This window comes from Stenotrophomonas sp. SRS1 (assembly GCF_026130205.1).
In the GTDB taxonomy this organism is placed as follows: domain Bacteria; phylum Pseudomonadota; class Gammaproteobacteria; order Xanthomonadales; family Xanthomonadaceae; genus Stenotrophomonas; species Stenotrophomonas rhizophila_B.
The window spans coordinates 1,234,154-1,259,734 of record NZ_JAINFD010000001.1 but is presented as its reverse complement, the minus strand read 5'-3'; the positions used below and the strand labels follow the sequence as shown (position 1 = coordinate 1,259,734).

Annotated in this window: 26 protein-coding genes and 1 tRNA gene; 22 read left to right on the top strand and 5 right to left on the bottom strand. The window is 66.7% G+C overall.

From position 1 onward, the window contains the following. Window positions 1–134: 134 nt before the first annotated feature. Both asd and K4043_RS05575 read right to left on the bottom strand, forming a co-directional pair. Window positions 135–977, bottom strand: a complete 843-nt coding sequence (asd, locus tag K4043_RS05580) for an archaetidylserine decarboxylase (protein ID WP_265308476.1) — start codon at window positions 975–977, stop codon at window positions 135–137. Next, complete coding sequence (locus K4043_RS05575) at window positions 974–1,624, bottom strand: SCO family protein (RefSeq protein WP_265308475.1); 651 nt, start codon at window positions 1,622–1,624, stop codon at window positions 974–976. The genes asd and K4043_RS05575 overlap by 4 nt, the downstream gene beginning before the upstream one ends. Window positions 1,625–2,100: 476 nt before the next feature. Between K4043_RS05575 and prmB the strand changes: the two genes are divergently transcribed. From prmB to K4043_RS05535, 8 genes are all read left to right on the top strand, one after another. Beyond that, window positions 2,101–3,030, top strand: a complete 930-nt coding sequence (gene prmB / locus K4043_RS05570) for a 50S ribosomal protein L3 N(5)-glutamine methyltransferase (protein ID WP_123730619.1) — start codon at window positions 2,101–2,103, stop codon at window positions 3,028–3,030. Next, the gene (gene aroC / locus K4043_RS05565) at window positions 3,027–4,130 is read left to right on the top strand and encodes a chorismate synthase (RefSeq protein ID WP_123730620.1); all 1,104 of its coding nucleotides are present in this window, start codon (window positions 3,027–3,029) and stop codon (window positions 4,128–4,130) included. The genes prmB and aroC overlap by 4 nt, the downstream gene beginning before the upstream one ends. Then, window positions 4,123–5,178 carry a D-glycerate dehydrogenase gene (locus K4043_RS05560; protein ID WP_265308474.1) on the top strand — a complete coding sequence of 352 codons (1,056 nt, stop codon included), beginning with the start codon at window positions 4,123–4,125 and terminating at the stop codon, window positions 5,176–5,178. The genes aroC and K4043_RS05560 overlap by 8 nt, the downstream gene beginning before the upstream one ends. Window positions 5,179–5,339: 161 nt before the next feature. Beyond that, window positions 5,340–6,365 carry an aspartate-semialdehyde dehydrogenase gene (locus tag K4043_RS05555; RefSeq protein ID WP_265308473.1) on the top strand — a complete coding sequence of 342 codons (1,026 nt, stop codon included), beginning with the start codon at window positions 5,340–5,342 and terminating at the stop codon, window positions 6,363–6,365. 88 nt (window positions 6,366–6,453) lie between these two features. Next, window positions 6,454–8,502, top strand: coding sequence for a FimV/HubP family polar landmark protein (locus tag K4043_RS05550; RefSeq protein ID WP_265308559.1), 2,049 nt, complete (start codon window positions 6,454–6,456; stop codon window positions 8,500–8,502). Beyond that, window positions 8,499–8,882 (top strand): VOC family protein, encoded by a 384-nt coding sequence (locus tag K4043_RS05545; protein ID WP_123730623.1) that lies wholly within the window; start codon window positions 8,499–8,501, stop codon window positions 8,880–8,882. The genes K4043_RS05550 and K4043_RS05545 overlap by 4 nt, the downstream gene beginning before the upstream one ends. Before the next feature lie 50 nt (window positions 8,883–8,932). Next, on the top strand, window positions 8,933–9,706 hold the full coding sequence (gene truA, locus K4043_RS05540) for a tRNA pseudouridine(38-40) synthase TruA (protein WP_123730624.1): 774 nt from the start codon (window positions 8,933–8,935) through the stop codon (window positions 9,704–9,706). Next, window positions 9,703–10,359, top strand: a complete 657-nt coding sequence (locus K4043_RS05535; RefSeq protein ID WP_123730625.1) for a phosphoribosylanthranilate isomerase — start codon at window positions 9,703–9,705, stop codon at window positions 10,357–10,359. Before truA ends, K4043_RS05535 begins: the two co-directional genes overlap by 4 nt. 45 nt (window positions 10,360–10,404) lie before the next feature. Here K4043_RS05535 and K4043_RS05530 read toward each other — a convergent pair whose 3' ends face one another. Then, entirely contained in the window at window positions 10,405–11,295 is an 891-nt protein-coding gene (locus tag K4043_RS05530; RefSeq protein ID WP_265308472.1) for a LysR family transcriptional regulator, read from the bottom strand. A gap of 95 nt (window positions 11,296–11,390) precedes the next feature. Here K4043_RS05530 and trpB point away from each other — a divergent pair, with 95 nt between their 5' ends. From trpB to glmM, 5 genes are all read left to right on the top strand, one after another. Beyond that, complete coding sequence (gene trpB, locus K4043_RS05525; protein ID WP_265308470.1) at window positions 11,391–12,617, top strand: tryptophan synthase subunit beta; 1,227 nt, start codon at window positions 11,391–11,393, stop codon at window positions 12,615–12,617. Then, window positions 12,614–13,312, top strand: a complete 699-nt coding sequence (locus tag K4043_RS05520; RefSeq protein ID WP_265308469.1) for a hypothetical protein — start codon at window positions 12,614–12,616, stop codon at window positions 13,310–13,312. The genes trpB and K4043_RS05520 overlap by 4 nt, the downstream gene beginning before the upstream one ends. Before the next feature lies 1 nt (window position 13,313). Then, window positions 13,314–14,135, top strand: a complete 822-nt coding sequence (gene trpA, locus K4043_RS05515) for a tryptophan synthase subunit alpha (protein ID WP_265308468.1) — start codon at window positions 13,314–13,316, stop codon at window positions 14,133–14,135. A 129-nt stretch (window positions 14,136–14,264) separates the two neighbouring features. Next, a complete protein-coding gene (accD, locus tag K4043_RS05510) occupies window positions 14,265–15,149 on the top strand; it encodes an acetyl-CoA carboxylase, carboxyltransferase subunit beta (RefSeq protein WP_019182669.1) in 885 nt (294 codons plus the stop codon). Then, window positions 15,149–16,501 carry a phosphoglucosamine mutase gene (gene glmM / locus K4043_RS05505; RefSeq protein ID WP_265308466.1) on the top strand — a complete coding sequence of 451 codons (1,353 nt, stop codon included), beginning with the start codon at window positions 15,149–15,151 and terminating at the stop codon, window positions 16,499–16,501. The genes accD and glmM overlap by 1 nt, the downstream gene beginning before the upstream one ends. Before the next feature lie 72 nt (window positions 16,502–16,573). Here glmM and K4043_RS05500 read toward each other — a convergent pair whose 3' ends face one another. Continuing rightward, window positions 16,574–17,428 carry a polysaccharide deacetylase family protein gene (locus tag K4043_RS05500; RefSeq protein WP_123730632.1) on the bottom strand — a complete coding sequence of 285 codons (855 nt, stop codon included), beginning with the start codon at window positions 17,426–17,428 and terminating at the stop codon, window positions 16,574–16,576. Then, window positions 17,415–18,566 (bottom strand): glycosyltransferase family 4 protein, encoded by a 1,152-nt coding sequence (locus K4043_RS05495; RefSeq protein WP_123730633.1) that lies wholly within the window; start codon window positions 18,564–18,566, stop codon window positions 17,415–17,417. Before K4043_RS05495 ends, K4043_RS05500 begins: the two co-directional genes overlap by 14 nt. Before the next feature lie 393 nt (window positions 18,567–18,959). Between K4043_RS05495 and K4043_RS05490 the strand changes: the two genes are divergently transcribed. The 9 genes from K4043_RS05490 (at window position 18,960) to nuoE (ending at window position 25,579) form a co-directional block, all read left to right on the top strand. Then, on the top strand, window positions 18,960–19,895 hold the full coding sequence (locus tag K4043_RS05490; protein ID WP_123730634.1) for a 2-oxoglutarate and iron-dependent oxygenase domain-containing protein: 936 nt from the start codon (window positions 18,960–18,962) through the stop codon (window positions 19,893–19,895). Between the two features lie 573 nt (window positions 19,896–20,468). Continuing rightward, window positions 20,469–21,224: a triose-phosphate isomerase gene (gene tpiA / locus K4043_RS05485; RefSeq protein ID WP_265308464.1), complete on the top strand. Its 756-nt coding sequence runs from the start codon at window positions 20,469–20,471 to the stop codon at window positions 21,222–21,224. Window positions 21,225–21,279: 55 nt separating this feature from the next. Further along, window positions 21,280–21,720, top strand: a complete 441-nt coding sequence (secG, locus tag K4043_RS05480; RefSeq protein WP_123730889.1) for a preprotein translocase subunit SecG — start codon at window positions 21,280–21,282, stop codon at window positions 21,718–21,720. Between the two features lie 49 nt (window positions 21,721–21,769). Then, window positions 21,770–21,854, top strand: a tRNA-Leu gene (locus K4043_RS05475). A gap of 112 nt (window positions 21,855–21,966) precedes the next feature. Continuing rightward, window positions 21,967–22,323, top strand: a complete 357-nt coding sequence (locus K4043_RS05470; RefSeq protein ID WP_026069699.1) for an NADH-quinone oxidoreductase subunit A — start codon at window positions 21,967–21,969, stop codon at window positions 22,321–22,323. Continuing rightward, a complete protein-coding gene (locus K4043_RS05465) occupies window positions 22,314–22,868 on the top strand; it encodes an NADH-quinone oxidoreductase subunit B (RefSeq protein ID WP_019182677.1) in 555 nt (184 codons plus the stop codon). The genes K4043_RS05470 and K4043_RS05465 overlap by 10 nt, the downstream gene beginning before the upstream one ends. Before the next feature lie 32 nt (window positions 22,869–22,900). Next, window positions 22,901–23,653, top strand: coding sequence for an NADH-quinone oxidoreductase subunit C (locus K4043_RS05460; RefSeq protein WP_121038427.1), 753 nt, complete (start codon window positions 22,901–22,903; stop codon window positions 23,651–23,653). Then, entirely contained in the window at window positions 23,650–24,957 is a 1,308-nt protein-coding gene (locus K4043_RS05455) for an NADH-quinone oxidoreductase subunit D (RefSeq protein ID WP_121038424.1), read from the top strand. Before K4043_RS05460 ends, K4043_RS05455 begins: the two co-directional genes overlap by 4 nt. 94 nt (window positions 24,958–25,051) lie before the next feature. After that, entirely contained in the window at window positions 25,052–25,579 is a 528-nt protein-coding gene (nuoE, locus tag K4043_RS05450) for an NADH-quinone oxidoreductase subunit NuoE (protein WP_121038421.1), read from the top strand. The last annotated feature ends 2 nt before the right edge of the window (window positions 25,580–25,581 follow it).

Here is a 25,581-nt window from a genome sequence, read left to right as displayed (position 1 = left end):
CGCAGCGCAACGCGCCACAAAAAAACGCCCCGGTGTCCCGGGGCGTTTTTTTGTGGGCGTGAGCCCCAGGTAGTGCCGGCCGCTGGCCGGCTCCCCGTAATGCCTGCGATGCCGGCCAGCGGCCGGCACTACCGTCACTTCAGTGTGGCCAGCGCCTGCCCCAACTGAACCGCATGCTCGGCATCCAGATGCGGCGCGAACTCGGCCACGCCGGGCGGGAGCAGCACGATCACGGTCGAGCCGTAATTGAAGCGCGCCATCTCCGCGAAGCGCTCCAGGGTGATGCCCTTGCCGCGGTAATCCTTGCGCGTGATCGTATCGCCGTAGGCCGGAATCTCCTCGCCGCCCCACACCGTCTCCACGCCGGAGACCAGCAGCGCGCCGACCATCACCGAGACCATCGGGCCGAAGTCGGTATCGAAGTGACACACCAGGCGTTCGTTGCGGGCGAACAGCCCCGGCACCGTGTTCACCGCAGCCGGGCCGACACTGAACAACCGTCCCGGCACATGCACGGTCTCGCGCAGGGTACCGGTCCACGGCATGTGCACACGGTGGTAGTCCTTCGGCGACAGATACACCGTGGCGAACAGGCCCTGGTGGAACACCTCCGCATCCTTGGCATCGCCCAGCAGCTCGGCGGCGGTGAAGGACCGGCCCTTGGCCTGGAAGATGCGCCCGTCTTCAATCTTGCCCAGCTGGCTGATCCGGCCGTCGGCCGGCATCACCAGCGTGCGCGGATCGGCATCGGCCACGCGGGCGCCCGGCTTCAACGCCCGGGTGAAGAACTGATTGAAGGTCGGGTAGCTGCGCGGATCCGGATTGGCCGCCTCGGCCAGATTCACGCCGAACTTGGTAGTCACCGTATCGATCAGCCAGCGCGAGACCCGCGGGTTGCTGGAGTACGCCAGTCTGCGCGCCATGGACGACAGCAGGCGGTGGGGCAGGGCGTAGCTCAGCGTGGTCATCAAACTCATGGGGCGGATTTCTCGGTCAGCAGTTGCAGGTCGCGGGCAATGGCCTGCGCTTGGAAAGGAGGGCGGATCAGACCGGCCAGGCGGCCTTCCGGGTCCAGCACGGCCAGGCTGGCCGAGTGTTCGAGGGTGTAATCCTCGGGATTCTCATCGAAGTGCTTGCCCGGCACCTTCTGGAACACGAAGCCCAGCGAGGTGGCAAAGCGTTCCAGCGAGGGCACATCGGCCGTCGCGGCCAGCGTGTCCTTATGGAACGCATGCACGTACTCGCCCAGCCGTGCCGGCGTGTCGCGCTCGGGATCGACCGAAATGAAGACCAGCCGCGGGCGCAGCGTCTCGGGCAAGGCTTCCCATTGTTTCTGGGCCTGCGCAAGATCGGCCAGCGTGGTCGGGCACACATCCGGGCAGAAGGTGAAGCCCAGGAACACCAGGGTCCAGTGGCCCTTCAGCTCGCCCGGGATCAGGCGAGTGCCATCGGACTGGCCCAGGTTGAAATCGGGCAGCGGGCGCGGCTGCGGATAGAACGTGATCGACTCGGTGGCGGGGCGGTCACCGCTTGGCTTGGGCGCGAAGACCTTCTGCGCCACGACCAGGCCCAGCCCGGCGGCCAGGGCGATCAGCAGGATGATGCCGACATTGCGATTGAACATAAGGGCCCCGTCCCGGAAGTGGCCACCATGATAGAGGGATGCGGGCTGTGGAGCGAAGCTGCCGACTTTCGGCTCAGGGCGTCGGCACGGGTTGCTGTTGGCGAAATGCCGAGCATGGCTCGGCACTACAAAAACCGCCTTCGATGCGTGATTCGTGCGCACCCCGCCTTGGCGTTGGCTGTTCCCGAAAGAACCAACCCACTGTCAACGGCGTGGTGGGGGTGGGAGGGTGGGACCGTCAAGCGGCATGGATGCCGCTTGTCGAGCCCCCAGGGATGGGTTTACGGCGTGTCCCGCCCTCCCACCCCCGCCACGCCAGCCCACGGACTGGCAACCGCCGCATTGGCTTCTGTCTTGATCCTCGCCGTGGCCGTGGCCGTGGCCCTGGCCCTGGCTCCGGCTCGTTTCGACTGCAACGGATGCCCCGGCCCGCCCCAGCGCCTATAATCGGGGGCCACATTGCCTGTTGCCCCGCCATGACCGCCGAAACGGCCGCCGAACTCCACACGATCATCGACCTGATCCGCTACGGCACCAGCCGTTTCAACGCCGCAGGGCTGACCTTCGGGCACAGCTACGACAACGCACTGGACGAAGCCACCCAGCTCGTCCTGCACAGCCTGCACCTCCCGCATGACCTCGGCCCCGCCTACGGCCAGGCCCGCCTGCTGCAGGACGAAAAGATCCGCGTGCTGGACCTGTTCCAGCGCCGCATCGACGAGCGCATCCCGGCTGCCTACCTCACCGGTGAAGCCTGGTTCGCCGGCCTGAGCTTCAAGAGCGACACGCGCGCCCTGGTGCCGCGCTCGCCGATCGCCGAACTGATCGAGTGTGGCTTCGAGCCGTGGCTGGCCGGCCGCGATGTCCATCGCGCCCTCGACCTGTGCACCGGCTCGGGCTGCATCGCCATCGCCATGGGCCACTACTACCCGAACTGGGACGTAGACGGCGTCGACCTCAGCGACGAGGCATTGTCGCTGGCCGAAGAGAACAAGGAACGTCTGCAGACGTCCAACGTCACCCTGCTCAAGTCCGACCTGTTCAACGGCCTGACCGGCCGTCACTACGACCTGATCGTCACCAATCCCCCGTACGTCACCAACGATGAGACCGATGCCCTGCCGCAGGAATACTCCTACGAGCCGGAGATGGGCCTGCGTGCCGGCGACGACGGCCTGGACCTGGTGCTGAAGATCCTGCGCGACGCCCCGCTGCACCTGAGCGAGGATGGCCTGCTGATCTGTGAAGTGGGCGAGTCCGAGCAGCACCTGTACAAGCTGCTGCCGGAAGTGGATTTCCGCTGGGTCGAGTTCAAGGTCGGCCAGATGGGCATCTTCGCCGTGGAGTGCCGCGAACTGATCGCGCACAACGCCCGCATCACCGAACTGGCAGCGCAGCGGCCGTGAGTTCCAACAGCTTCGGCAAACTGCTGACCGTCACCACCTTCGGCGAATCGCACGGTCCGGCGATCGGCTGCGTGGTGGACGGCTGTCCGCCGGGGCTGGAGATCAGCGCCGACGAATTCGCCCATGACCTGCAGCGGCGGGCCACCGGCAAGAGCCGGCACACCTCCGCGCGGCGTGAAGCGGATGAGATCGAGATCCTGTCCGGGGTGTACGAGGGCCGCACCACCGGCACCCCGATCGGACTGCTGATCCGCAACACGGATCAGCGCAGCAAGGATTACACCAACATCGCCCAGCAGTTCCGCCCGGGCCATGCCGACTACAGCTACTGGCAGAAGTACGGCATCCGCGATCCGCGCGGTGGTGGTCGTTCTTCCGCGCGCGAAACCACCATGCGCGTCGCCGCCGGTGTCATCGCCAAGAAGTGGCTGCTGCAGCGTCATGGCGTCACCGTGCGCGGCTATCTCTCGCAGCTGGGCGAGATCACCCCGACTGGGTTTGACTGGTCGGCGGTGGAAGACAACCCGTTCTTCTGGCCGGTCGCCGATCAGGTGCCTGCGCTGGAAAGCTACATGGATGCGTTGCGCAAGTCCGGCGATTCGGTCGGTGCGCGGGTCAACGTGGTGGCTGACGGCGTACCGCCGGGCTGGGGCGAGCCGATCTACGGCAAGCTCGATGGCGATCTGGCCGCGGCGCTGATGAGCATCAACGCGGTCAAGGGCGTGGAGATCGGCGACGGCTTTGCCAGCGCCGCGCAGAAGGGCACCGAACACCGTGACCTGCTCACCCCGCAGGGTTTTGCCAGCAACCATGCCGGCGGCATTCTCGGTGGCATCTCCACCGGCCAGCAGGTCACCGCCTCGATCGTGCTCAAGCCAACCTCCAGCCTCCGCCTGCCCGGTGCAACGGTGGACGCCAGCGGTGCCTCGGTCGAGGTGATCACCACCGGCCGTCACGATCCGTGCGTAGGCATCCGCGCCGCCCCGATCGCCGAGGCGATGATGGCGCTGGTGCTGATGGACCAGGCGCTGCGCCACCGCGCCCAGTGCGGCGATGTCGGCGAAATCACGCCACGTATTCCGGGCACGATCGATGGCTGATCGGCGCCCCAAGGTCTGGGTCAGCCAGCCCCTGTTCGACGATGTCGTCGAACAGCTCGGGCAGCATTTCGACCTGACCATGACCGGCGACGTCACCCGCTATACGCCGCAGAAACTGGCCGAACAGCTGGCCCACGTCGACGGCGCGCTGATCACCCTCAACGAACGCATCGGTGCGGCCGAGATCTCCAACGCGCCGCAGCTGCGCGCGATCGCCAACGTCGGTGTGGGCTACAACAACCTGGATATCGACGCGCTCAGCGCCGCCGGCATCCTGGCCAGCAATACGCCGGACGTGCTGACCGAAACCACCGCCGATCTCGGCTTCGCGCTGTTGATGGCCACCGCCCGCCGCATCACCGAATCCGAGCGCTGGCTGCGTGACGGGCAGTGGGGGCAATGGTCGTTCCAGACCATGCTCGGTGCGGACATCCACGGTAGCACGCTGGGCATCCTCGGCATGGGCCGCATCGGCCAGGGCATCGCCCGTCGCGGTGCGCACGGCTTCGGCATGCGCGTGCTGTACCACAACCGTTCGCAGCTGCCCGAGGCCACCGAGGCCGAGGTCGGCGCGCAGTATGTGGACCTGGATACCCTGCTGGCGCAGGCCGATCACCTTGTGCTGGTACTGCCGTACAACGCCGCCTCGCACCACATCATCGATGCCGATGCACTGGCGAAGATGAAGCCGACCGCCACGCTGATCAACATCGCCCGCGGCGGCATCGTGGATGAGATCGCGCTCGCCGATGCCCTGGCCAACGGCCGCCTCGCCGCGGCCGGGCTGGATGTGTTCGAAGGCGAGCCGACGGTGCGCCCGGAGCTGCTGGCCCTGCGCAACATCGTGCTGACCCCGCATATCGGCAGCGCCAGCCAGGCCACCCGCCGCGCGATGGTGCAGCTGGCCGTGGACAACCTGACCGCCGCACTGGGGCAGGGCCCGGATGCCGGCCACCCGCCGAGTGCGATCAACGCCGACGCCGTCGCTGCCGTGAAAACCGGCGGCGCGAGCGTTGGCGGCAAAAAAATCGACGACGCAAAACGATAGGGAACCGCGCTGGCCAACAGGCGAGGTTCCCGAACCGGTAGGTACCGACCGATGGTCGGCACATATCTCCAAGGCACGGCAGGTACCGATCGTTGGTCGGTACACATCCCCAACGCACGTTACGTATCGGCCACGGGTCGGTACACCCAACAGAGGTTTTCATGAGCAATCCAGATCGTCGTTTCCACGTCGCCGTCGTCGGTGCCACCGGTGCTGTCGGCGAAACCATGCTGGCCATCCTGGCTGAGCGCAACTTCCCGATCGCCACGCTGAGCCTGCTCGCGTCCTCGCGTTCGGCCGGTGGCGAGATCGAGTACCAGGGCAAAAAGATCAAGGTCCAGGACCTGGGCACCTTCGATCCGAGCGGCGTGGACATCGCGCTCTTCTCCGCCGGTGGCAGCGTCTCCAAGGAGTTCGGCCCCAAGTTCGCCGCCGCCGGTGCGGTGGTGATCGACAACTCCTCGGCCTTCCGTTACGACGATGACGTGCCGCTGGTCGTCTCCGAAGTGAACCCGGAAGCGTTGAAGAACCGCCCGCGCGGCATCATCGCCAACCCGAACTGCTCGACCATGCAGATGCTGGTCGCACTCGCGCCGCTGCACCGCCAGTACGGCATCGAGCGCATCAACGTGGCCACCTACCAGTCGGTGTCCGGCGGCGGTCGCTCGGCGCTGGAAGAACTCGGCAAGCAGACCGGCCAGCTGCTCAGCTTCCAGGAAATCGATCCGCAGCGCTTCCCGGTGCAGATCGCGTTCAACCTGATCCCGCACATCGATGATTTCCTGGAGAACGGCTTCACCAAGGAAGAAATGAAGCTGGTCTGGGAAACCCGCAAGATCCTGGGCGATGACAGCATCCTGGTGAACCCGACCGCCGTGCGCGTGCCCGTGTTCTATGGTCACTCCGAAGCGGTCACCATCGAAACCCGCGACAAGGTCACCCCGGACGCCGCGCGTGAGCTGCTGGCACGTTCGCCGGGCGTGGAAGTGGTCGACAAGCATGAAGCCGGTGGCTATCCGACGCCGGTCACCCATGCCTCGGGTACCGATGCGGTGTATGTCGGCCGCATCCGCGAGGATCTGTCGCACCCGCGCGGCCTGAACCTGTGGATCGTCTCGGACAACATCCGCAAGGGTGCTGCCCTCAATGCCGTGCAGCTGGCCGAGCTGGTCGCCGCCGAAGGCTGATCGCGCGGTGGTCGGCGGCATGGGGATGCCGCCGACCACCCGCATCGAAACATCGCCGATCACGGGGGGAGCCGTTATATTGGCCGCCATGAAGAACCGGGTTCCGGGCGCAGTGCGTCCGCTGAAGTATGTGTCGACGCTGCTGCTGGCCCTGGCCAGCAGTTCCGCCATGGCCCTGGGCCTGGGCGATATCCGGGTGCTGTCCAAGCCGGGCCAGCCGTTGCTGGCCGAGATTCCGGTCATTTCCGCCGATCCGTCCGAACTGGAAAACCTGCGCGTCGCGCTGGCCTCTCCGGCCACCTTCGCCCGGGTCGGGCTGGAGCCGCCGTCCGGGTTGGTCAGCGAGCTGCAGTTTGAATTGACCCGCAATGCGCAGGGCCGCGCCGTGGTGCGCGTCAGCAGCCAAGCGCCGGTGGCGACGCCCTCGTTGAATTTCCTGATCGAAGCCGATTGGGGGCAGGGCCGTCTGGTCCGTGAATATTCCGCCCTGGTGGATGCGCCCAACAGCGCCGCTGCCGTGGCCGAGCCGGAGATCGTGGCTCCGGCAGGCGCGATGTCCAATGCCATCATCCGCGAGCCTGCGCCGGAGGCGGCAGCCGTCGCTGCGCCGTCGCGCCGTGCTGAAGCCGCTGCCGCACCGCGGCCGGCCACGCCGCGCCCTGTACAGAGCGCTCCTGCCGGGCCCGTCGCCGCCGATGGCAGCGTCACCGTCCAGCGCGGACAGACGCTCTCGCAGATCGCCGGTTCGCTGGCGCGCGAGCAGGGCATCAACCGCGACCAGGCGATGATCGCGCTGCTGCGGGCCAATCCCGAGGCCTTCATCCGTGGCAACGTGAACCTGCTCAAGCAGGGCGCGGTGCTGCGCACGCCGGGCGCCGAGGGCCTGGCCGGGATCGATGCACAGCAGGCCGCGGCGATCGTGCGCGAGCACACCGCGCAATGGCGGCAGTCGCGCGCTGCGATTCCGCAGCCCGCCGACAGCGGGGTCGCCGCCGTGCCATCTCCTGCACCGGCCGCACCGACCGCTGCTGGGCAGGGCGCACGCCTGGAAATCGCGCCAGCCGTCGCCGCCGGCACCACCGCAGGCACAACCACCGGCACCGCTGCCGGCACCGAGGGCGACATGCTGGGTAACGAACAACTGCGTCAGGCCAAGGAAGACGTCGCCACGCGCGATGCCGAGATCCAGGAACTGCGCGAGCGCGTGGCCGAGCTGGAGAAGCTCAAGGCCCAGCAGCAGTCCCTGATCACGATGAAGGACAACGACCTGGCCGCTGCGCAACAGCGTCTGGAGCAGGCACCCGGGACGCGCGACAGCGCCAGCGGTGGCTGGTACTGGCTGGGCCTGATCGTGTTGCTGCTGGTGGTAGGTGGTTGGGCGCTGGTGCGCCGGCGCAAGCCATCGCCGCTGCCGCCGCTGTCGCGCGATGGGCTCGATGGCACCGCATCGGCGGCTGCCGTGCCGGCCGCTGACTATGTGGACGAACTGGCCGAGCAGCGCGATGACGCACACCGCGCACCCGACGAAGAGGCCATTGCAGAGGCCGACGTCTATGCCGGGCTGCGCCGCGAGCCAGTCTTCTCGCTCGCGCCTTCCCCGCACGATGCCGAACCGCACGATCCGCTCGATGATCCTCGCTGGAGTGCCACCGCGACCGACGACGCACCGGTGCTGCCGGAGGTCGAGGCGACGGCTGCCTCCGCTTACGGCATCGAGGCTGATGCGCAGCACGTGAACGTGGATGAGGCGCTGTTCCGCGAGCCGGCGCCGCTGATCGAGCCGCCGGCCCATGCGCTGGAAGCCGCCGCGCAGCCGTCGTTCCGCGGCGTGTTCGAATTCCCCGATGAAACCGCGACTGCCGAACGCGCGGCAGACGCAAGCGAAGACAGCATCGGTGCCGACGTTGAGCCGTTGATGGCCGTCCATGACGACACCACCGACGGTGCAGACCCGGTCGCCGACAACGCACCGGTCGCGCCGATCGGCAGCCCCGGTCGTGATCGACTGGAACTGGCCATCGCCTACCTGGACCTCGGCGATGCCGAGACCGCCCGCACCCTGCTGCAGGAAGTGGCGGTGGGCGCCGACCCGCACAGTCAGGCCGAAGCGCGCGAACTGCTGGCGCGACTGGGATGAGCGACGCCCGGCCGATAGCAGCGCGGGAACGCCGCCTGGACTATGTCGAGTTCGCCTCGCGTGATCCTGCCGTCAGCCGTCGTTTCTTCGAGCAGGTGTTCGGCTGGTCATTCGTGGATTACGGCCCGGATTACACCGCGTTCGACGATGGCCGTTTCCAGGGCGGTTTCTTCCGTGCGGAGCCGCAGACCGCTTCGGCGGGTGGCGCGCCGCTGCTGGTGATCTACGCCGATGATCTGCAGCCCATGCTCGAGGCCGTGGTGGCCCAGGGCGGACAGATCATCAAACCGGTGTTCGCCTTCCCCGGCGGCAGCCGGTTCCAGTTCGTGGAGCCCGGCGGCAACGAGCTGGCCGTCTGGTCCGAACGCGACGCTGCGTGATGCAATACCCGGCGCCTGCGCCGGTTTTCCCGACAACACAGAGGTTCACCATGCGCTACGCACTGGGCGTGGAATACGACGGCAGCGAATTCAAGGGCTGGCAGCAGCTGGGCGAGAGTGGCTGCCCGAGCGTGCAGGCCAGCCTGCAGGATGCGCTGTCCTCGGTGGCCAATGCGCCGATCCAGGTGGTGTGTGCCGGGCGTACCGATGCCGGCGTACACGGCGAGTGCCAGGTCGTGCATTTCGATACGGAGGTCGTGCGCGATCCGCGCAGCTGGATGCTGGGCACCACCACGCGCCTGCCGCGCTCGATCGCCGTGCGCTGGTGCGTACCGGTGGCCGACGAGTTCCATGCGCGCTTCGCCGCGCGCGCGCGCCGCTACCGCTATCGTCTGCTCAACCGTCAGGTCCGCCCGGCGCTGTACCGGCAGACCCTGAGCTGGGAGCGCCGGCCGCTGGATGCCGAACTGATGCACGCGGCCGGGCAGGCCCTGTTGGGCGAGAACGACTTCAGCGCCTTCCGCAGCGTGCAGTGCGAGGCCCTGCATGCGCGCCGGCATATGCAATCGCTCTCGGTGACCCGTCAGGGCGAGGTGGTGGAGGTTGCCGTTCAGGCCAATGCATTCCTTCATCACATGGTGCGCAATATCGTCGGTTCATTGATCCTGGTCGGTTGTGGTGAGCAGCCGGTCGCGTGGATGGGGCAACTGCTGGCCGGGCGCGACCGCACCGTGGCCGGCCCGACCGCTCCGCCGCAGGGATTGGTCTTCGTTGGTCCCCTGTACCCCGACAACTGGCAGCTGCCTGCCGAGGTCACCTTATGAGCCGCTCCTTCTACCGCACCCGTATCAAGTTCTGCGGCATGACCCGTGCCGGCGATGTGCGCCTGGCCGGCGAGCTCGGCGTGGACGCCGTCGGCTTCATCTTCGCCCGCGAGAGCAAGCGCCGGGTCGCCCCCGCCGAGGCGCGCGCCATGCGCCAGGCGATCGCACCGATGGTGGACGTGGTGGCCCTGTTCCGCGACAACACCAAGGAAGAGGTGCGCGAAGTGCTGCGCACCGTGCGGCCGACCCTGCTGCAGTTCCACGGTGACGAAGACGAATCGTTCTGCCGCAGCTTCAACATGCCGTACCTGAAGGCCGTGGCGATGGGGGGCAAGGACGAGGTCAACGCCCGCCAGCTGCAGCTGCGTTTTCCCAGCGCGGCCGGTTTCCTGTTCGACAGCCACGCCCCCGGTGGCGGCGGTGGCACCGGCGTGGCCTTCGACTGGACCCGCCTGCCCACCGGCCTGCACCGGCCGTTCCTGCTGGCCGGCGGGATCACCCCGGACAACGTGTTCGACGCGATCGTGGCCACGCTGCCGTGGGGTGTGGATGTGTCCAGTGGCATCGAATCCGAACCGGGCATCAAGGACGGCTACAAGATGCGCAAGTTCGTCGAAGAAGTGCGTCGCGCGGACTGCCACGAAGCGGATTGATCCGCAGGCCCCACGTGTAGGCCACGACCGTGGGTCGTGGCGGCGTCATCCCGCCAGCTGCGCCGTCAGCCACCCGGCCAGCGCGTCCACCCGCGGATCGGCCGCACCCTCCGGCGTCGCCAGTACCCAGAACCCCCCGGTGGCCCCGAATCCCCACGGGGCCAGCAGCCGGCCGGCGGCCAGCTCATCGGCCACCAGCGGCTCCGGCGCGATCGCCACGCCCAGTCCGGCTACCGCCGCTTCCAGCAGGTAATACAGATGCTCGAAGCCACTGCCCAGCTGCAGCTGGGCCGGCTCCAGCCCATGCGACAGTGCCCAGGCCGGCCACGCCTGCGGGCGTGAGGTCGTATGCAACAGCGATTCGCCCAACAAGGAGGAGGGCGGCTGATGCGCCAGCCGCGCCGCGGCCGGGTGCTGCGGACTCACCACCACGCCCACCCGCTCCGGCGCCAGTTCGCGCACCTGCCAGCCGCGTGGCCACGGCGGCTGGGCGAGCAGCAGGACCGCATCCAGGCCCTGCTGCTCGGCGGTGAAGCTCCCGTCCTGGGCGGACCAATGCAGCGGCAGCTGGGGCAGGGCGCTCTGCAGCGCCTGCAGACGGGGAATCATCCAGCGCGCCAGGATGCTGCCGCTGCAGCCGAGCACCAACGCTTCGGGCCGCTGTTGGCGCTTGAGCGCCACCACCGCCTCGCGGATCTGGTCGAAGGCGCCTGTGCAGGCGGCCTGCAGATCCTCACCAGCGCGGGTCAGGCGCAGCCCACGCCCTTCGCGCTGGAACAGCACGACACCCAGGTGCTCCTCCAGCAGGCGCAGTTGGCGGCTGATCGCGCCATGGGTGACATGCAGTGCCTCCGCCGCACGGCCAACCCCGCCCAGCCGGGCGGCCGCTTCAAAGCTGCGCAGCGCATTGAGCGGGGGTAGCGGTCCGTCGGTCATGTGAGTTTTCCTGACAGGTCGTGGGAGATATTATCGATATTCCTGTCATGACAGGTGCGTTAAATTGGCAGTCTGTCTCCACCGGCTGTCGCGCTATGTCTGCTCCCCCCGTCTCCCCCATCGTCGATTTCCACGCCTACCCCGATGCCAACGGCCATTTCGGCCGCTACGGCGGGAGTTTCGTCGCCGAAACCCTGATCGGGCCGTTGCAGGAGCTGGCAGCCGCCTATGACGAAGCGCGGCGCGATCCGGCCTTCATCGCCGCCTACGACAAGGACCTGACCCACTACGTGGGCCGTCCCAGCCCGATCTATCACGCCGAGCGCCTCAGCCAGCAGGTCGGCGGCGCGCAGATCCTGCTCAAGCGCGAGGACCTGAACCACACCGGCGCGCACAAGATCAACAACACCATCGGCCAGGCGCTGCTCGCCGCGCGGATGGGCAAGACGCGCATCATCGCCGAGACCGGCGCCGGCCAGCACGGCGTGGCCAGTGCCACCGTGGCCGCCCGCCTGGGCCTGGAATGCGTGGTGTACATGGGCGCCACCGACATCGAACGGCAGAAGATCAACGTCTACCGCATGAAGCTGCTCGGGGCGACGGTGGTGCCGGTCACCTCCGGCTCGGCCACGCTCAAGGATGCACTCAACGAAGCGATGCGCGACTGGGTCACCAACGTGCGCGACACCTTCTACATCATCGGCACCGTCGCCGGCCCGGACCCGTACCCGCGCATGGTGCGTGACTTCAACGCCATCGTCGGCCGCGAAGCGCGCGCGCAGATGCTGACCGACTACGGCCGCCTGCCCGATGCGATCACCGCCTGCGTCGGTGGCGGCAGCAACGCAATCGGTCTGTTCCATGCCTTCCTCAACGACCGCGACGTGCGCATCGTCGGCGCCGAAGCCGCCGGCGACGGCATCGAGACCGGGCGCCATGCTGCTTCCATCGCGGCCGGTCGTCCGGGCGTGCTGCACGGCAACCGCACCTATGTTATCTGCGACGACGACGGCCAGATCACCGAGACCCATTCGGTCTCGGCCGGCCTGGATTATCCGGGCGTCGGCCCGGAGCATGCGTTCCTGGCCGATGCCGGCCGCGCCGAGTATGTCGGCATCACCGATGACGAAGCGCTGGCCGCGTTCCATCAACTGGCGCATAGCGAAGGCATCCTGGCCGCGCTGGAATCCAGTCATGCGGTGGCCCAGGCGATCAAGATCGCGCGCGATCTGCCGCGCGACAAGCTGGTGCTGTGCAACCTGTCCGGCCGTGGCGACAAGGACGTACATACCATCGCTGCCCGGGAGGGTCTGGTGCTGTGAATCCGCTGCTGCGCCAGGGAAGTGCGCTGCTGATGGTGGTCGGCCTGACCGGATGTACGCCCCCGGACCCGCCGGTGCTGCCCGCGCCGGCCGCACCGGTCGGTGCAGTGGCGCCGGCGCGCGAGTCGGCCAGCAATGACGATGACATCGCCAACGGCCCGATCGAGGACGCGCCGGAGCCGCCCAAGGCTGCCGATCTGCCCGCTGCGGATGACACTGCGCCGTCTGTGGTCTCGGTCGCGCTGGATCATGCCGGCGATGTGCTCATCGGGCAGCGCTTCACCGAGCTCGCCGCCGATGGCCCGTGGCATTCGGCCGGCCTGAGCGAAGGCGAGCCCAACGGCGCCTGCGAGTACTACGAGCGTGGCAACCTGCCCGAAGGCGTGTCGATGATGGTCGAGGACGACCACGTGCAGCGCTTCGAGCTGGCCCCGATCGAGGAGTCCTACGAGGCGATCACCCAGCCGGGGCCATTCGGGCTGCGCCTCGGCATGACGTTGGATGAGGCGCTCAAGCGCCTGCCGACCGGCAGCACCCGCGCGCCGCATGCCTATGACCCGGAAACGGGCGAATACCTGACCTGGCAGGACCCCGGTTCGGATCTGGCGATCCGGCTGGAGATCTTCGACGGGGTGATATCGAAGCTGTACTGGGGCGCCAGTGGCGCCGTTGAACTGATTGAAGGATGTGCCTGAGATGTCCGTGGACCGTATCGATGCCTGTTTTGCCCGCCTGCGCGATGAACGTCGCAAGGCGCTGATCCCCTTCATCACCGCCGGCGATCCGGGCCTGGAGGCCACCGTGCCGGTCATGCATGCACTGGCCGCGGCCGGCGCGGACGTGATCGAGCTCGGGGTGCCGTTCTCCGACCCGATGGCCGACGGCCCGACCATCCAGCGCAGCTCCGAGCGTGCGCTGGCGCGTGGGGCAGGGCTGCGCTATGTGCTGGAGACCGTCGCGGCCTTCCGCAAGGACGATGCCACCACGCCGGTGGTGCTGATGGGCTACCTCAACCCGATCGAGATCCATGGCACGGCCCGCTTCGCACAGTCCGCCATTGCCGCGGGCGTGGACGGCATCCTGCTGGTCGATCTGCCGCCGGAAGAAGCGGCCGAAACCCGTGAGATCTTCACCGCGGCCGGCCTGGCGTTGATCCTGCTGGCCTCGCCGACGACCGCTGATGCGCGACTGGATACGCTGTCCGCGATGGCGCAGGGCTACCTGTATTACGTCAGCTTCGCCGGCGTGACCGGCGCATCCGATCGCCTGGACAGCAGTGCCGCCGGTGCCCGCCTGCGCGACCTGCGCCGCCGCTCCAGCGTACCGGTGGTGGCCGGCTTCGGGATCAAGGATGCGGCCAGTGCCGCGGCCATGGCCGTGGAGGCCGATGGCGTGGTGGTGGGCAGTGCGCTGGTGGCTGCACTGGGTGAGGCGCCCGACGCGGCGGCCGCCGCAGCAACCGCGCAGGCATTCCTCACGCCGCTGCGACGCGCGCTCGACGCCGCCCGAGGCTCCTAAACGTACGTACCAGAATGGTTTACGCCAGCCCCCCGGCAACCGCCGGGGGGTGCCCGAGCATGGAAACGGTGAGCTAGACTGTCCGCCTTTGCGGCCCCCGGGCCGCCCTGAACGGAAGTAGCATCCCGCATGAGTTGGCTCAGCAAGTTGATGCCGTCTGGCATCCGCACCGACAACGTCCCCAGCAAGAAGCGCAGCGTCCCCGAGGGCCTGTGGGAGAAGTGCAGCAGCTGCGGCAGCGCGCTCTACCGTCCTGAGCTGGAAGAGAACCTGGAAGTCTGCCCCAAGTGTGGCCACCACATGGCCATCCGCGCGCGTGCGCGCCTGGCCGCGCTGTTCGATGCGGACAGCACCACCGAGATCGGTGCGCGCCTGGGGCCGACGGACCTGCTCAAGTTCAAGGACCAGAAGAAGTACAGCGAGCGCATCAAGGCCTCGCAGAAAAACACCGGCGAGTACGACGCACTGATCGCCATGCAGGGCCTGATGAAGGGCCGCCCGCTGGTCGCCTCGGCCTTCGATTTCGCCTTCATGGGCGGCTCGATGGGCTCGGTGGTCGGTGAGCGTTTCTCGCTGGCCGCGGAAAAAGCGCTGGAGATCGGCGCGCCCTACGTGTGCTTCTCCGCCAGTGGCGGCGCGCGCATGCAGGAAGGCCTGTTCTCACTGATGCAGATGGCCAAGACCTCGGCCGCGCTGGGTCGCCTGCGCGATGCCGGCCTGCCGTACATCTCGGTGCTGACCCATCCGACCACCGGCGGCGTGTCGGCCTCGTTCGCGATGCTGGGCGATATCAACATCGCCGAGCCGCAGGCACTGATCGGCTTCGCTGGCCCGCGCGTGATCGAGCAGACCGTGCGCGAAAAGCTGCCCGAAGGCTTCCAGCGTTCGGAGTTCCTGCTCGAGCACGGTGCGATCGATCAGATCTGCGACCGCCGCGAGATGCGCGACCGCCTGTCGGAAATCCTCGCCATGCTGGCGCGTCAGCCCGCACCCGCACCGGATGCGGCGGCCTGATGGCGTCGCGCAAGTATTTCGGCACCGACGGCATCCGCGGCAAGGTCGGTGAGGGCGTCATCTCCGCCGATTTCGTGCTGCGCCTGGGCAATGCGCTCGGGCGTGCGCTGACCGAGCGCAACGGGCACCGCCCGGTGGTGGTGATCGGCAAGGACACCCGTATCTCCGGCTACATGTTCGAAGCCGCACTGGAAGCCGGGCTGGTCGCCGCCGGCGCCGATGTGCAGCTGCTCGGCCCGATGCCGACGCCGGCGGTGGCCTTCCTCACCCGCACGCTCGGTGCGGATGCGGGCATCGTCATCAGCGCCTCGCACAACCCGCACTACGACAACGGCATCAAGTTCTTCTCCGCCGATGGCGAGAAGCTCGATGACGCCACCGAGCTGGCGCTGGAAGCCGCGCTCGATGCGCCGTTCACCACGGTCGAGTCCGAGCGGCTGGGCAAGGCCATGCGCGCCCGCGATGCGGTCGGTCGCTACATCGAATTCTGCAAGGCCAGCGTGCCGCGCGGGTTCGATCTGCGTGGGCTGAAGATCGTGCTCGACTGCGCGCACGGCGCCACCTACCACGTCGCCCCGCTGCTGTTCCGCGAGATGGGCGCGGAGGTGATCAGCATCGGCGATGCGCCCAACGGTCTGAACATCAACGATGGCGTCGGCTCGATGCACATCGACAATCTCGCGGCGAAAGTACGCGAGGTCGGTGCCGATTTCGGTATCGCCTTCGACGGTGATGGCGACCGCGTGCTGATGGCCGATGACCAGGGCAATCCGGTCGATGGCGATGACCTGCTGTTCGTGCTGGCCCAGGCCTGGCAGCGCAGCGGTCGCCTGCATGGCCCGGTGGTCGGTACGCTGATGACCAACTTCGGCCTGGAGCAGGCGCTGGAGCGGCTGAACATTCCGTTCCAGCGCAGCAACGTCGGCGACCGCTACGTGCATCAGGCCCTGGTCGAAAACAACGGCGTGCTCGGCGGCGAAGCCTCCGGCCACCTGCTGTGCCTGGATCGCGCCACCACCGGTGATGCGATCGTCAGTGCGCTGCAGGTGCTGGAAGTGCTGCGCCGTGATGGCACCTCCCTGCGCCAGGTGCTGTCGGTGCTCAACAAGGTGCCGCAGAAGACCGTCAACGTGCGCCTGCAGGGCGCGGCCAAGGCCACCGTGCAGGCCGGGAGCGTGCAGGCCGCGCTGGCGGTTGCGCAGCAGGCAGTGAAGGGGCGCGGTCGTGCGTTCCTGCGCCCGTCGGGCACTGAGCCGGTGGTACGTGTCACCGTCGAGGCGGACAGCGCCGAGCTGATGCAGTCCACGCTGGACAGCCTCTCGGCGGCGGTGAGGGCGGCTGCCGCGGCCTGAGCCGGGTAGTGAGGCCGGAAACTGAAAACGCCCCGGGGAACCGGGGCGTTTTCGTTGCAGCGCGGGAGTCCGTTACGGCCCTGCCACCATCTTCTTTTTCTTTGCCTTGAAGCGGTTGAACAGCGGCGCGATCAGCGGGTGGTAGCTGTAGGCGATGCGCTTGCGCAGCCAGCTGGCCGGGCGGTCGCGGATCGCGAACCGGTAGATGTGTTCCGGGTCGCCCCCGACCACGTTGCGGCCGAACGGATGGGTGGTATGCAGGTACTTGAAGCCGTTGGCCCGTGCGATCTGCACGTAGTCCTCGTCGAAATCCCCGTAGGGCCAGCACAGCGTGTCCGAGACTTCACCCAACTGCTGCTGCAGCACGTCGCGCGCCACCGAGAGGTCGCCGCTGATGCCCTGGCGCTTGTGCTCGCGGGAGATGTCCTGCTTGAGCCAGCGCGTATGCGTGTGCGTGTGGCAGTGCACCTCGAAGGTGCCGGCGGCGATCATCGCGCGCGCCTCGCTCCAGCGCATCATCACCTCGTCCGGGCGGTTCTCGCGCAGGATCGCCGCCTCGCAGCCGCGATGGTCCGGCGTCGCGGGCAGGGCGGCACCGGGCTGGCCCGCATGCGCGCGGACATCGCCTTCGCCCATCCAGCCGGTGACCACGAACACCACCGCGTGCATCCCGTACTTGGCCAGGATCGGGTGCGCGTACACCCAGTTGTCCAGATAGCCGTCATCGAAGGTGATCACGATCGATTTGGCCGGCGTCGGCTTGCCCGCCAGGAAATCCGCATACTGATCCAGCGTCAGCGAGGTCCAGCCGTTGGCGGCGAGCCAGGCGATCTGGCTTTCGAAGTTCGCCGGCGACACCGTGATCATTCCGGGAGACGGCGAGACGTGGTGGTGCATCAGCACCGGGACGGATCTAGCGGTGGCCATGGCCCAGTTCCTTCAACCACTGGTGATAATAGAATTCGGTCGCTTCAGTGTGACCGGTCGGGGTGAAGCGGTGTGCGCTGCGCATCCATTCCCAGCCGGCCAGGCCCATCTGCTGGCGGCGGTCAGGCTGCTCGATCAGGGTGCGCAGTGCGTTGGTCAACGCAGTCTGATCGCCCAGTGGTGCGAGCAGGGCATTGCTGCCTTCCACCACCATTTCCGGCACGCCACCGACGCGCGTGGCGACGATCGGCACGCCGACATAGGCCGCTTCCAGGAACACCGTGCCAGCGGCTTCCTTGTGCGTGGCGAGCGCGAAGATATCGAAGCCGGTCATCAGCCGGCAAGCACCCTGGCGGTAGCCCAGCAGATGCACCTGTGCGGCAATGCCGAGCTGCTCGCGAAGTCCGATCAGGCGATCCATCACCGGCTGCCCGTCGCCGACGATCACCAGCTGGACGCGCGGGTTGGCGCGGCACAGCGGTGCCATCGCCTGCAGCAGTTCCAGGTGACCCTTGGGCTCGCGCAGGACGGCGACGCAGCCGACCACGATCTGTTCGTCATCGAAGCCCAGCTCCGCGCGCACGTCCGCGCGGGTGTCCTGCAGGCACTGCCAGGGGTCGCGCTTGGCGATCTGCGACCACTGCGGCGGCACCGCGATCGGTGGGACGATGCCGACGTGTGCCTCCTCGATGCCGCGGCTGACCATCAGCCTCTTGACGAAGCTGCTGACGGTCATCACCCGATGGGGCAGGCCGGTATAGGTCAGCAGCGAGTTGATCGGGCTCATCAGATGGCGCGAGCGCACCACCAGCGGGGTCCCGCCCAGCCGGGCACCGGCGGCGGCGATCAGGCTGTCGCGGCGGCTGGTGGTATTGACCACATCGTAGCCATGGCGCCGCACCAGGCGCGAGACCGACCAGATGCCGCGCAGCATGCGCAACAGGCCGCCCATTTTCAGCGCGTGGACGGTGAAGCCGGCTTCGCGCGCCATCTCGCCCAGGCGGGCGCCGGGCTGGCAGAGCAGGGAGACCTCGTGGCCGCGGTCGCGCATGGCCAGCATGTGGCGGTAGATGTAAATCTCCTGCCCACCAAAACCCTTGGCGGCTTCCGTATGGAGAATTTTCAGTGGCGCGTTCATCGTTGGACGATCCATGTGTAAAAAAGCGCCCGCACTGCGCGAGCGGCTGTCGTTGTTGCCTGCGGGTCGCGCCAGCGCATCCGATGCGCTGTGCAGTGCCGTGGGTTTGGGGTAGTTCGGGCGGCCGGGCACGGTCTCGCCATTGCCGGCGTGAGCCGGCACAACGCCATCGGCGATGAGGGGGAGAACAGGGGCATCCATGAGGCGGATCGGGCGACGCAAGGAGTAATGGGGGCGTCGCCTGGGCGTCGCCGGTGGCCCGTTCTGGCCGTCTGGGCGCGCGCATTGTATCGGTTTGTATCAATGTATCGGTGGCGGGGTTGGCCTGATCTGGCACAATGTTCAGCCGGGCCACAGCTGGCCCACCGACCACATGAACAAGCAGGAATCGCTGTGAGCCAGATCCCCACCCTCGACATCACCCGTTTTGACACCGACCGCGACGCGTTCGTGGCCGAGCTGGGTGCGGCCTACCGCGAATGGGGCTTTGCTGGCATCCGCAACCACGGCATCCCGCAGGCTGACATCGACGCCGCCTATGAGGTCTTCAAGGCCTTCTTCGCGCTGCCGGAAGAGACCAAGCGCCAGTACCACGTGCCCGGCAGCGGCGGCGCACGCGGCTACACCGCCTTCGGCGTGGAGACGGCCAAGGGCTCGCAGCACTTCGATCTGAAGGAGTTCTGGCACATCGGTCGCGAGATTCCGGACGACTCCAAATACCGTGACGTGATGGCCCCGAACCTGTGGCCGAGCGAGGTCCCGGGCTTCCGTGAGCGTGGCTACGGCATCTACCAGGCCCTGGACACGCTGGGTTCGCGCGTCCTGTCGGCCCTGGCCCTGCACATTGGCCTGCCGGAAGATTTCTTCGCGGACAAGACCAATAACGGCAACTCGATCCTGCGTCCGATCCATTACCCGCCGATCACCGCGGACAACATCCCGAACGTGCGCGCCGGTGCCCATGGCGACATCAACTTCATCACGCTGCTGGTCGGCGCCAGCGCGGCCGGCCTGGAAGTGCAGTCGCATGAAGGCAAGTGGGTACCGTTCACCTCGGACGCGGACACCATCGTGGTCAACATCGGCGACATGCTGCAGCGCCTGACCAACCACGTGTACCCGTCGACGATCCACCGTGTGGTCAATCCCCCGGGCGAGCAGGCGCGCCAGCCCCGTTATTCGGTGCCGTTCTTCCTGCACCCGAACCCGGATTTCCTGATCGACGTGCTGCCGACCTGCATCACCCCGGAAAACCCGAGCCGCTACCCGGAGCCGATCACCGCCCACGGCTTCCTCGAAGAGCGCCTGCGCGAGATCAAGCTGAAGTAAGCCACGAAGGCCGCCGAAAGGCGGCCTTCTTCATTCGGCGTAGTGCCGGCCGCTGGCCGGCTCCAGACAATGCTGGCCCGGCTGCATTCGGCTATTCGCTGCCCCGTGCTGGGCGAGCACTGCCATGCCCAGCCGGGACGCGCCGTAAACCCGTCCCTGGGGGCTCGACGGGCGCCATCCATGGCGCCCGACGGTCCCGGCTGGGCACGGCAGCGCTCGCCCCCGACAGATTGCCTCGGCGGAGGGCAGGGCAGCCTCAAATCCGATCCGGCGCTTTGTAGCTGTCCCATGCAAGCCGACACACTGTCAGAGGGTGGGCGTGGGTGGGTTGGCGGGACCGTTATGCGCCATGGATGGCGCATCTCGAGCCCCCATGGACGGGTTCACGGCGTGTCCCGCCAACCCACCCACGCCCGCCCAGTCCGGGCACGTCCACCGGCCCCGTCGCCCTCGCTTTTGACTTGGGGCCGCAACGAAAAATAAATATCCAATTGAAATGTAAGCGTTTTCCCGCCAACGCCAATTCGTTGCATCCGTTATCATGGCCGGCTGATACCCAAAGGAGCCCCCGCCATGCGCCGCAAGATCGTCGCCGGTAACTGGAAGCTGCACGGCAGCCGCCAATTCGCCACCGACCTGGTCAGTGACCTGGTTGCCGACCTCCCACTGCAGGGCGTCGAAGTCGTGGTCCTGCCGCCGCTCCCGTATCTGGGCGAACTGGTCGAAGCCTTCGAAGGGCGCGCCGTCGCCTTCGGCTCCCAGGACGTCAGCAGCAACGAAAAGGGCGCCTACACCGGCGAAGTGTCTGCCACCATGCTGGCTGAAGTCGGTGCCCGCTACGGCCTGGTCGGCCACTCCGAACGCCGCCAGTACCACGCCGAAAGCAGTGAACTGGTCGCCCGCAAGTTCGCCGCCGCCCTGCATGCCGGCCTGACCCCCATCCTGTGCGTGGGCGAAACCCTCGAGCAGCGTGAGGCCGATCAGACCGAGGCGGTCATCGCCGCCCAGCTCGGTCCGGTGCTGGAGCTGGTGGGCGCCGCCGGCTTCGCCCACGCCGTGGTCGCCTATGAGCCGGTCTGGGCCATCGGTACCGGCCGGACCGCCTCCAAGGAGCAGGCCCAGCAGGTCCACGCGTTCATCCGTGGCGAAGTGGCCAAGCTCGATGCTAGAATTGCGGATTCACTGTCGATCCTCTATGGCGGCAGCGTGAAGCCCGACAACGCCGCGGAACTGTTCGCACAGCCCGATGTCGATGGTGGGCTGGTGGGCGGCGCCTCCTTGGTGGCCGCGGACTTCCTTGCCATCGCTGCCGCGGCGGCGGGGCGCTAATTAGTTACGTTGTCGGCCCAGCGGCCGGCACGACATGTCCGAGGACGGATTCGAAATGCTGATGTTGATCCTCAATGTGGTCTACGTGCTGGTCGCAGTGGCCATGATCGCGCTCATCCTGATGCAGCGTGGTTCCGGCGCGGCCGCAGGGTCGGGTTTCGGTGCCGGCGCCTCGGGCACTGTGTTCGGCGCGCGTGGCGCGTCCAACTTCCTGTCCAAGTCGACCAAGTGGCTGGCCGTGGTGTTCTTCGGCATCAGCCTCTTCATGGCCTGGTACGCCAGCCATGGCTCGCGCCCGGCGGCACAGCAGGATCTGGGTCTGATGTCGGCGCCGGCCGCCACTGCGCCGGCCGCACCCGCAGGCGAGCTTCCGGCCGTGCCCAAGGCCCCGGAAACCCCGGTGCAGCAGCCTGTTCCGTCGGCCACTGTGCCGGCTCAGGCGGAAACTCCGAAATCTGGTGAAGAAAAGCCTTCGGAAGGCACCCAGACTCGCTGAAGACGGTTACAATATGCGGCGCACTGGAGAACAACCGGTGCGATCGTAAGCCCAGGTGGCGGAATTGGTAGACGCACTACCTTGAGGTGGTAGCGACGAGAGTCGTAGGGGTTCGAGTCCCCTCTTGGGCACCATTTGTTTGTAAGCGGGTTCGTCTGGCGCGCAAAGCGCCAGGTAGCGGTATCCGTCCACTCCCCCATGCCAAAGCGCCTGCAGGCGCAGCGGCAGAGGCAAGAGAGAATCGCTGTGCTGGCCGAATATTTGCCGTCTCTGCTGTTTCTGATCGTTGCCACCGGTATCGGCGTTGCGCTGATGCTGGTTGGCCGATTCCTCGGTCCCCGACGTCCTGATCTGAAAAAGCTCTCGCCGTACGAATGCGGCTTCGAGGCTTTCGAGGACGCGCGCATGAAGTTCGATGTGCGCTACTACCTGATCGCGATTCAGTTCATCGTATTTGATCTGGAAATCATCTTCATCGTGCCGTGGACCCAGGTCTTCATGGAACTGGGCGCACGTTCGCTGGTCACGATGGGCCTCTTCGTAGGCATGCTTTTCCTCGGTTTCATTTACGTCTGGAAGAAGGGAGCGCTGGAATGGGAGTAATTCAGACGCTCGACGGCCTGATGAACAACCCGGTCCCGGAAGGGCGGGTCGATGACATCCTGCGCCCCGAAGGCGACAACCCCCTGCTCGAAAAGGGCTACGTGACCACCAGCGTCGATGCGCTGTTGAATTGGGCGCGTACCGGTTCGATGTGGCCAATGACCTTTGGTCTGGCCTGCTGTGCAGTGGAAATGATGCACGCCGGTGCGGCGCGTCTGGATCTTGACCGTTACGGTGTGGTGTTCCGCCCGTCGCCGCGTCAGTCCGACGTGATGATCGTGGCCGGCACCCTGGTCAACAAGATGGCTCCGGCCCTGCGCAAGGTCTATGACCAGATGCCGGACCCGAAGTGGGTCATCTCGATGGGCAGCTGCGCCAATGGTGGCGGCTACTACCACTACTCCTATGCAGTAGTGCGTGGCTGTGACCGCGTGGTGCCGGTGGACATCTATGTCCCCGGCTGCCCACCTACCGCCGAAGCGCTGGTGTACGGGATCCTGCAGTTGCAGAAGAAGATCTGGCGTACGCAGACCATCGCCCGCTGACATCCCTCCTGACAAGAGCACGCCAAGCCCCCATGGCAGAGCAAGCACATTCCTTCATCGACCGACTTTCCGCACGTTTCGCAGGTGCGCAGGTCTTCGTGGTCGAACCCCGCGGCGAAGTGACGCTGGAAGTGCCCGCCGCTGACTGGCATGCCACCGCTCTGGCGCTGCGCGACGAATTCGGTTTCGAGCAGGCGGTTGACCTGTGCGGCCTGGACTACCTCGGCTATGGCAGCGACGAATGGGATACGGCCGATGTGTCGTCCCAGGGCTTCAGCCGTGGCGTGGAGGGCAAGTCCGTCGGTCGTTTCGCCTGGGGTGAATTCCCCACCCGCGAAACCAGTGATGGCGCCCAGCCGCAGCCGATCCCGCTGCAGCGTTTCGCCGTGGTTACCCAGCTGCGTTCCTACCAGCACAACCTCACCATGCGCATCCGTTGCTTTGCGCCGAACGAGGAGCTGCCGGTGGTCGCGTCGCTGACCAACATCTGGCCGGGCCTGAACTGGTTCGAGCGCGAAGCGTTCGATCTGTTCGGCGTGATCTTCGAAGGTCACCCGGACCTGCGCCGGATCCTGACCGACTACGGTTTCGTCGGCCACCCGTTCCGCAAGGATTTCCCGCTGATCGGCAACGTCGAAGTGCGCTACGACGAAGAGAAGCAGCGCGTGATCTACGAGCCGGTGACCTCGGTCGAGCCGCGCGTCGGCGTGCCGCGTGTCATCCGTGACGACGCCCGTTTCCAGACCGCTGCCGGCGAAAGCGCGCAGACGGAGGCAAGCAAGTGAGTGAATTCCACCAGGCCAGCCAGGCCTTTGCGAGCAATCCAGCCGAACTCCGGCAGGAGATTCGCAACTACACGATGAACTTCGGCCCGCAGCATCCGGCCGCGCACGGTGTGCTGCGCCTGATCCTGGAAATGGACGGCGAAACCATCATGCGCGCGGACCCCCACGTGGGCCTGCTGCACCGTGGTACCGAAAAGCTGGCCGAGTCCAAGCCGTTCAACCAGTCGATCGGCTACATGGATCGCCTGGATTACGTGTCGATGATGTGCAACGAGCACGCCTACGTGCGCGCGATCGAGACCCTGATGGGAATCGAGGCGCCTGAGCGTGCGCAGTACATCCGCACCATGTTCGACGAAATCACCCGCATCCTGAATCACCTGATGTGGTTGGGGTCCAACGCGCTCGATCTGGGCGCGATGGCGGTCATGCTGTATGCCTTCCGCGAACGCGAAGAGCTGATGGACTGCTATGAAGCGGTCTCCGGCGCGCGCATGCACGCGGCGTACTACCGTCCGGGCGGCGTCTACCGCGACCTGCCGGACCACATGCCCAAGTACAAGGAATCGCGCTGGCACAAGGGCAAGGCCCTGAAGAACCTCAACGCCTCGCGCGAAGGTTCGCTGCTGGATTTCCTGGAGAACTTCACCGTCGAGTTCCCCAAGCGCGTGGACGAGTACGAAACCCTGCTGACCGACAACCGTATCTGGAAGCAGCGTACGGTCGGCATCGGCGTGGTCACCCCGGAACTGGCGCATGCCTGGGGCATGACCGGCGTGATGCTGCGCGGCTCGGGCATTGCCTGGGATCTGCGCAAGAAGCAGCCGTATGCCAAGTACGACGCGGTCGAGTTCGACATCCCGCTCGGCAAGGAAGGTGACTGCTACGACCGTTACCTGTGCCGCGTGGCCGAGATGCGCGAATCCAACCGCATCATCAAGCAGTGCGTGACCTGGCTGAAGGCCAACCCGGGTCCGGTCATGGTCAAGAACTTCAAGGTCGCGCCGCCCAGCCGCGAAGACATGAAGGACGACATGGAAGCGCTGATCCATCACTTCAAGCTGTTCAGTGAAGGCTACTGCGTCCCGGCCGGTGAAACCTACGCCGCCGTCGAAGCGCCCAAGGGCGAGTTCGGCTGCTACCTGATGTCCGATGGTGCCAACAAGCCGTTCCGCGTGCATCTGCGCGCGCCGGGCTTCGCCCATCTGTCTTCGATCGACTCGATCGTGCGCGGGCACATGCTCGCCGACGTGGTGGCCATGATCGGCACCTACGATCTGGTGTTCGGTGAGGTGGACCGGTGATCGCATCCGCTTGCACGACGCCTGACACCCGCCGGCTGCTGCCGGCGCTGCAGGTTCTGGTTTTTAACGATTTCGTATTCGCTGAGGTCGGCCGATGAAGGCGACAGGTAATTTCGAGGCGGCGCGCGACGTCGACCCGATGGTGGTCTTGAATGACAAGACCCGTGCGCACATCGATCACTGGCTGGCCAAGTTCCCGCCGGATCGCAAGCGCTCGGCTGTCCTGCAGGGCCTGCACGCCGCACAGGAACAGAATGCGGGCTGGCTGACCGACGAGCTGATCGCCGGCGTCGCCAAGTACCTGGATCTCCCGCCGGTGTGGGCCTACGAGGTCGCCAGCTTCTACTCGATGTTCGAACTGGAGAAGGTCGGCCGCCACAACGTCGCCTTCTGCACGAACATCAGCTGCTGGTTGAACGGTGCCGAAGACCTGGTCGCGCACGCCGAGAAGAAGCTCGGCTGCAAGACCGGTCAGTCCACCGCCGATGGCCGCATCTACCTCAAGCGCGAAGAAGAATGCCTGGCCGGTTGCGCCGGTGCGCCGATGATGGTCATCAATGGCCATTACCACGAGCGCCTGACCGTCGAGAAAGTCGACGAGCTGCTGGACGGGTTGGAGTAAGA

What these genes read in the sequence shown, in the direction of transcription:
- asd (WP_265308476.1), bottom strand. Translation starts at nt 977, where the DNA reads ATGAGTTTGATGACCACGCTGAGCTACGCCCTGCCCCACCGCCTGCTG.
- K4043_RS05575 (WP_265308475.1), bottom strand. Translation starts at nt 1,624, where the DNA reads ATGTTCAATCGCAATGTCGGCATCATCCTGCTGATCGCCCTGGCCGCC.
- prmB (WP_123730619.1), top strand. Translation starts at nt 2,101, where the DNA reads ATGACCGCCGAAACGGCCGCCGAACTCCACACGATCATCGACCTGATC.
- K4043_RS05560 (WP_265308474.1), top strand. Translation starts at nt 4,123, where the DNA reads ATGGCTGATCGGCGCCCCAAGGTCTGGGTCAGCCAGCCCCTGTTCGAC.
- K4043_RS05555 (WP_265308473.1), top strand. Translation starts at nt 5,340, where the DNA reads ATGAGCAATCCAGATCGTCGTTTCCACGTCGCCGTCGTCGGTGCCACC.
- K4043_RS05550 (WP_265308559.1), top strand. Translation starts at nt 6,454, where the DNA reads ATGAAGAACCGGGTTCCGGGCGCAGTGCGTCCGCTGAAGTATGTGTCG.
- K4043_RS05545 (WP_123730623.1), top strand. Translation starts at nt 8,499, where the DNA reads ATGAGCGACGCCCGGCCGATAGCAGCGCGGGAACGCCGCCTGGACTAT.
- truA (WP_123730624.1), top strand. Translation starts at nt 8,933, where the DNA reads ATGCGCTACGCACTGGGCGTGGAATACGACGGCAGCGAATTCAAGGGC.
- K4043_RS05535 (WP_123730625.1), top strand. Translation starts at nt 9,703, where the DNA reads ATGAGCCGCTCCTTCTACCGCACCCGTATCAAGTTCTGCGGCATGACC.
- K4043_RS05530 (WP_265308472.1), bottom strand. Translation starts at nt 11,295, where the DNA reads ATGACCGACGGACCGCTACCCCCGCTCAATGCGCTGCGCAGCTTTGAA.
- trpB (WP_265308470.1), top strand. Translation starts at nt 11,391, where the DNA reads ATGTCTGCTCCCCCCGTCTCCCCCATCGTCGATTTCCACGCCTACCCC.
- trpA (WP_265308468.1), top strand. Translation starts at nt 13,314, where the DNA reads ATGTCCGTGGACCGTATCGATGCCTGTTTTGCCCGCCTGCGCGATGAA.
- accD (WP_019182669.1), top strand. Translation starts at nt 14,265, where the DNA reads ATGAGTTGGCTCAGCAAGTTGATGCCGTCTGGCATCCGCACCGACAAC.
- glmM (WP_265308466.1), top strand. Translation starts at nt 15,149, where the DNA reads ATGGCGTCGCGCAAGTATTTCGGCACCGACGGCATCCGCGGCAAGGTC.
- K4043_RS05500 (WP_123730632.1), bottom strand. Translation starts at nt 17,428, where the DNA reads ATGGCCACCGCTAGATCCGTCCCGGTGCTGATGCACCACCACGTCTCG.
- K4043_RS05495 (WP_123730633.1), bottom strand. Translation starts at nt 18,566, where the DNA reads ATGAACGCGCCACTGAAAATTCTCCATACGGAAGCCGCCAAGGGTTTT.
- tpiA (WP_265308464.1), top strand. Translation starts at nt 20,469, where the DNA reads ATGCGCCGCAAGATCGTCGCCGGTAACTGGAAGCTGCACGGCAGCCGC.
- secG (WP_123730889.1), top strand. Translation starts at nt 21,280, where the DNA reads ATGCTGATGTTGATCCTCAATGTGGTCTACGTGCTGGTCGCAGTGGCC.
- K4043_RS05465 (WP_019182677.1), top strand. Translation starts at nt 22,314, where the DNA reads ATGGGAGTAATTCAGACGCTCGACGGCCTGATGAACAACCCGGTCCCG.
- K4043_RS05460 (WP_121038427.1), top strand. Translation starts at nt 22,901, where the DNA reads ATGGCAGAGCAAGCACATTCCTTCATCGACCGACTTTCCGCACGTTTC.
- nuoE (WP_121038421.1), top strand. Translation starts at nt 25,052, where the DNA reads ATGAAGGCGACAGGTAATTTCGAGGCGGCGCGCGACGTCGACCCGATG.